6 protein-coding genes are annotated in these 5,957 nt (G+C 46.2%); 4 read left to right on the forward strand and 2 right to left on the reverse strand.

What is annotated here, in order from left to right; translation table 11 throughout:
* From V6C93_RS23650 to V6C93_RS23660, 3 genes are all read left to right on the forward strand, one after another.
* The coding region (locus V6C93_RS23650) for a transposase (protein ID WP_333479128.1) at positions 1-829 on the forward strand (829 nt) is incomplete at its 5' end.
* A gap of 102 nt (positions 830-931) precedes the next feature.
* Positions 932-1,288 (forward strand): DUF565 domain-containing protein, encoded by a 357-nt coding sequence (locus tag V6C93_RS23655; protein WP_349262819.1) that lies wholly within the window; start codon positions 932-934, stop codon positions 1,286-1,288.
* A 4-nt stretch (positions 1,289-1,292) separates the two neighbouring features.
* On the forward strand, positions 1,293-2,444 hold the full coding sequence (locus V6C93_RS23660; RefSeq protein WP_333479130.1) for a glycerate kinase: 1,152 nt from the start codon (positions 1,293-1,295) through the stop codon (positions 2,442-2,444).
* 374 nt (positions 2,445-2,818) lie between these two features.
* On the opposite strand, the gene V6C93_RS23665 is transcribed toward V6C93_RS23660, so the two are convergent.
* A complete protein-coding gene (locus tag V6C93_RS23665) occupies positions 2,819-3,415 on the reverse strand; it encodes a cytochrome b/b6 domain-containing protein (RefSeq protein ID WP_333479131.1) in 597 nt (198 codons plus the stop codon).
* A 79-nt stretch (positions 3,416-3,494) separates the two neighbouring features.
* Entirely contained in the window at positions 3,495-4,136 is a 642-nt protein-coding gene (locus V6C93_RS23670; RefSeq protein WP_333479132.1) for a TMEM165/GDT1 family protein, read from the reverse strand.
* Between the two features lie 981 nt (positions 4,137-5,117).
* Here V6C93_RS23670 and V6C93_RS23675 point away from each other — a divergent pair.
* On the forward strand, positions 5,118-5,957 hold an 840-nt coding region (locus V6C93_RS23675; protein ID WP_333479133.1), incomplete at its 3' end, for a type I glyceraldehyde-3-phosphate dehydrogenase.

Raw genomic sequence — 5,957 nt, forward strand, 5'->3', positions numbered from 1 at the left:
AGAAGTACCCATAACAAAGGGTCAAGTCACCGAGGAGCCGTGTGACGAGAAATTGTCATGCACGGTTTTGAAAGGGAGGTGTGACTGGCGACAGTCACATCGACCCTATCCTCTTCAATGTGATGTTAACATCCCTGACCCAACTCCTTATGGTCATCCCATTGGAGTTGATATTGGGTTGTCCAAGTTTTTGGCAACCAGTGATGGTGTTCTCGTTAAACCGCCGAAGTTTTTTAAGAGCTTGCAAAGTAGGCTGAAAGTGCTGCAACGCAGGCTTGCGAGAAAAAAGAAGCGGTCTAAGAACTACGAAAAACAACGCATTAAGGTTGCCCGACTTCATCACCACATTGACAACACGAGGAAGGATTTCCACTACAAACAAGCTCACGCCCTTTGCGATGCTGGCGATATGGTCTTCATGGAAGACTTGGATTATCGCACGGGGGCTAAAGGGATGTTTGGTAAGCATATGCTCGACGCTGCTTTTGGACAGTTCAGAAGCATTGTTAAGTATGTGTGCTGGAAGAGAGGGAAGTTCTTCGCTGAAGTTGATGCTAGGGGGACTTCTCAAGAGTGTCCCGAATGTAGTAGTGAGGTCAAAAAAGACCTGAAGGTTAGAATTCATGATTGTCCTCATTGTGGGTATAAGACTGACCGCGACGTAGCAGCCGGTCAAAATATTAGGAATCGAGGAATTAAGTTAATTAGTACGGTGGGACACACCGGAATGGAAACTGCCTGTGCAGACGATCTACCGGGGATTGAGGCAACTCAATCTAGGCAAGTGTCGCAATCTCGCAAGAGAGTAACCAGGAAATCAAAGAAGTGATTCGATGGCGAGCCTGCGCTGTAATCTTCGATTCAGCGCAGGAGGATGTCACTATCCTTACGAGGACTGCGCTGTATCTCTCTTGTCGTGGTCAGACCTACCATGCAGAATACTCGTCTTAATAATCTGATTAATGGGGTCTTGGCAGGCTTCGGGCGATGGTTCGCTAATCCCTGGCGGCACCTTTCGCTAGTGTTAATTAGCCTGCTGTTGGGTACCTTTCTAGGTTCTGCCATTCCGGCTACAGCAGGGCAAACGGCTAGGTTGGACGTGGTTGGAGCTGGCGTTTTAATTATTTTTACCGAAATCATTAGCTGGTTTGTTTATGGTCGAAATCGGCAACGGGGGCAATCTACGGAAGGTTCCCGTGGGCGTTCTCTGTTGGCTGAAGTACTCAATGCCCTGAAAATTGGCCTGACTTACAGCATGTTTATAGAAGCGTTTAAACTTGGCTCTTAACTCGATGTCGCAAGCAGATACCTCGCTGGTTCAAATTCTCCACAACTTGGCAGCAGCAGAAACACCCAACGCTTTGGACTGGCAGCAGTTAGCGGCTGCGGCACTAGAGTCACCCCTATGGACAAGGGCTTTTGGCCTCACACCTGCCAAGGTGGAGGAGGTGATTCAAGAGCGATCGCACTCTAAAATTACTTCACTCACGCACGTTCTCCAAGCCGTCTACTCCGATATCCTCTCACTCCCGCCTTTTCAGGCTCCTACAAAACACAGCCGGGAAGCCGAAGAAATTTCCCAATCCAAAAGCCAAAATCTCAGCTCCAAAATTCTCTTATCCCTCTGCAACCTGTGGCTTCCTCTTGCTCTACAGTTGGCGATAGGCCAAAAACAGCTGGAGCGTCCTCTCATCCAGGGGATATTAGGAGGGCAGGGAACCGGCAAAACTACCCTAGGAACGGTCTTAACTTTAATTTTTGCTCAGTTAGGCTACCGCACCCTCAGCCTTTCCCTGGATGACCTCTACAAAACTTACGCCGAACGGCAACAACTCCAAGAAAAAGACCCGCGTCTGATCTGGCGCGGTCCACCCGGTACCCATGATATTGAACTAGGCATAGAGCTATTAGACCAGCTGCGTCAACCCCATCCAGTTAACCCAATCCTTGTCCCTCGCTTTGATAAGTCCGCTTGCGAAGGAATCGGCGATCGCACCACTCCAGAACCAGTACAAGGTATAGATATTGTCTTGTTTGAAGGGTGGTTTGTTGGGGTTCGACCCATTAACCCAGCTGTGTTTGACACTCCGACACCAGCACCGATTCACACAGTAGGCGATCGAGCCTTTGCGCGTGATATGAATGAGCAGCTAAAAGACTATTTACCGTTGTGGGAACGATTAGATCGCTTGATGCTGCTCTACCCAACGGACTACCGCCTCAGTCAGCAGTGGCGGCGTCAGGCGGAACAGCAAATGGTAGCAACAGGGAAATCAGGCATGGCGGATTCACAGATTGATCGATTTGTCGAGTATTTCTGGAAATCACTTCACCCAGAATTGTTCATTACACCACTCACTAAAAATCCCAGCTATGTAGACTTAGTCGTGGAAATTAATCCCGATCATACCCCCGGTGCGATTTATAGACCGGGCAATGCTTAGCAGAACACCCGCTAAAGGAGGTGCGTTACACTTCGTTAACGCACCCTACAGATTGAGGATTTATTGTATAGCAGTCGCCAAGGTGATTAGGACAAAGCAAAATACTGAAACCAAGACCCGTCAATATGCATCTCTTCTGTCTTCTGCCTTTTGCCTCCTCACTCTCATCTCCGGTGCCTTTTGCTATATCAATCAGCTCTTAAGCTTCCGGTAAAAACCTCCTCTGTTGCAATGAGCCAACTTCACTGGATTCGTCAGAATGGAATACGAGGGGGGCAATGAAGGCTGTAAGGATGCCTCCCATCACTAATATTTCAGCAATTATGAGAAGAGTGTTTCGTTTCATTGTGCTACTAAGCTTCACTCCTGGATCATCAAGAACGACTAAAAAAAGAACGTATTTGCTGAAGCCAGGTAGCAGGTGAGTCCTCTGGGCGATATTTAAAATTAAACATGGAAACGATGAGTGGCAAACCACCGACCTTAACACTCATCAAAAGATGAATCACAGAACAAAGCACCAGTATTACCCATGCACTGAGGTGCAGTTGGTACCAAATCTGGTCGAGTTCCCTAGTGGGAAGCCATTCTTCTTTCATCATTCTGCCTGTGATTAACGCCCAGGTTGCGGCTAGCAACATCAGCGTATTAACGATGCGGTGCAGGCTATACCACCAAATGGGTTTACCCACTTGTGTCAGTTTTGTCAATGAATCGGGTTGAACCAAACGTTTATGACCCACATGAAAACTATATAAGGCAAAAGCAGGCATCAGGAGGAGGAATGTTAGACCCAAGGTGCCATGAATCCCAATAATGTCATTAATCTCTGGGAGGGGTAGCTTAATTAATCGTCCATCGAAGGTGTTGTATACCCAAAATGAGGTGATAATCGCTAACAAAGCAATCAGAGCATTAACTCCATGAAGAAGTCTGAGCAATGAAGGCTGATAAGGTTTAGGCTGGGGCATTCTCATCTCCCTTGCAGAGCGTAAACAAGAACGGTGTACTTTTTGGTCAGCATGACAGACTAACTCAATCTTCGAGCGCTTAGACGCCTTCCAATATTGCCACAGTGCCGAAAATGAGAAATAACAAGCCGCCTATGGCAGTAACCACCCGCTCAGAAATTCGACCAGCGATTAAGCGTCCGCCGATAACTGCGATCGCAGTACAAATCCCATGCCCCAAGATAGCTCCAGTCGTGACGCCAAATGGCTGATAAGAAGCGGCTAAAGCAATTGTACTAATTTGAGTGCGATCGCCCCACTCGGCTAAAAACGTCATAACAAAGGCTTGGAACAAAATCGCGAGATTGGGAGATGGAAACCACGCCTTAGCAGGCATCGTGCTTGTTCCGCCCTCGCTCTGTTGAGCTACCGCACAGGCAGCTTCTTTTGCTCCTGTGTTTTCGGATTTAGCAGGCATTCGACTGGCATCGTAAATCAGTTTTAGCCCGAAGCCTATAAACAATGAAATTTCACCGAAATGAATATAATGCTTGGGAAGCAAGGATACTATCTGCCCTAACATTACAGATAGCAAGGTCATGGCGGCTAAGGCGGCTATGACACCCACAAAGACCAAGCGTCGTGAATGGCGCATAGCCAAAATAACAGCAATAAAAAAGGTTTTATCGCCTAACTCAGAAATAGTAATTAGTAATAAACCTGCCGTAAAAGCCGCTAACATTCTCTCAAGCTCCTCTCAATTTCCAACTGACCGGATGGAGCTTGATGAGACAAACAAGACCTCACCAAGCTCACATCTAATGTGAACTTAGTGAAAGTCTCGCTCCCAAGTTTTTGCAGTTTCAGCCCGCAACCTTACATCAGGCTAAACTGAGAGTTAAAACTTGTCACCTGAACCAGGCTGTTCGCCAGTATGTTGACTCAGGTGTCCTGGTCAATTATCTACCAGGAGCTACTCCCTTTCAATACTATTTTTATATCACAAATTTCCGCTTAAAGGAATAGCCTATTGGCTGAATTAAAAGTCAAACAATTTTCATTTTTGATTCATTTTCAGTTCATTTTCAATTCATTTTTGTTGAATGAGTGGGGATAAATGACATTGAGATTAACTGTTGTCTATTGGCTTGACAACTCAACCCAGTTCAGTAAGGTTGTTCCAAACCTCCTGATTTCAGGATTAAGGATAGCTCAACAATTACCCCATAGGGCATTCGTCCTTTGTGTATTGACTGAGTAATGTAAGGTTAAGTGAGTTCAACAGCAATTGTCTTGTCTTTTTCAAAACTCCCAGTATAATGCAATGCTCAAGGGCAGGTAGTCAAAGCTCTAACAAGACGCCCCTATCCCTGATTGACGGTGGTAGTAAAGCAAAATCAGATTCCTTGGGCAGACCGAAACCCTAAGTTTCGAGCCACGTTACACGGTTGTTTTTTCGTTTGGTAGTCATGGGGGAAGCATCTCTGTAGCCATAAAACTGTAACTTGGTAACAAGATGATACTTTTAAGGGAATGCCCGGATTGCCGAAATCTACCATTGTGACGATTCAACCAAATTTTTTGTTAAGTTTCAGCTCACTTGAAATAGCTGTAGTTAAAGTTGGTTGGGAACCTAAAATTGGCAAAAGTTGACTAAGGCGGAAAGTAAAAGCAGTTATTGGACACAGCCCGAAAAACTATCCAAAGCCGAAGGAGTGTCAAAATGGCAAAAGTAGCAATTAACGGATTAGGCAGAATCGGCAGAGCCGTTTTTAAAATCATTCAGGACAATCCAGACTTGGAACTCGTGGCGGTTAATGACCTCGTTCCACCGGAAAATCTAGCTTATTTGCTCAACTACGACACCGTCTATGGTCGGTCTAAAACTAAGGTTGAAAGCGACGAAAATAGCTTGATTATAGACGGAAAACATTACAAAGTTGTGAGTGAAAGAGACCCCGCTCAGTTGCCTTGGGGGAGTTTGGGCATTGATTTGGTCTTTGAATGCACCGGGCTTTTTACCAATAAGGAAGCGCTAGAAAAACACCTTCAAGCCGGTGCAAAATCTGTGATTCTCTCGGCTCCTACGAAGAGTGAGGGGGTCGAAACAGTGGTTTATGGGGTGAATCATGTCCCAGAATCCAGTGAAATATTCTCTTGTGCCAGTTGTACCACCAACTGTATTTCGCCCGTGGTGGAAGTGATGGGGCGTCGAATTGGAATTAAAAAGGCAATTCTGACAACTATTCACGCTTATACTGCCACTCAGGCGATTGTGGATGGGCCGAGTAAGAAGCTAGTACGCGAAGGACGAGCGGCAGGGGCTAACTTTGTGCCGAGTACAACGGGAGCTGCGATCGCCACCACCAAAGTGTTACCTCAGTATAAAGGGAAATTCGATGGTGTAGCCGTTCGTGGCCCCATTCCGGTCGGTTCTATCTCTGATATTATTTTCGTCACCGAAAGACCCACAACGGTTGAGGAAATTAACACTATTTTCCGAGAAGAAGCCGAGAGCGATCGCTATAAAGGTATCATGAGCGCTTCTGATGAAGAAATTGTC

The organism is Allocoleopsis sp. (assembly GCF_036703385.1).
In the GTDB taxonomy this organism is placed as follows: Bacteria; Cyanobacteriota; Cyanobacteriia; order Cyanobacteriales; family Coleofasciculaceae; genus Allocoleopsis.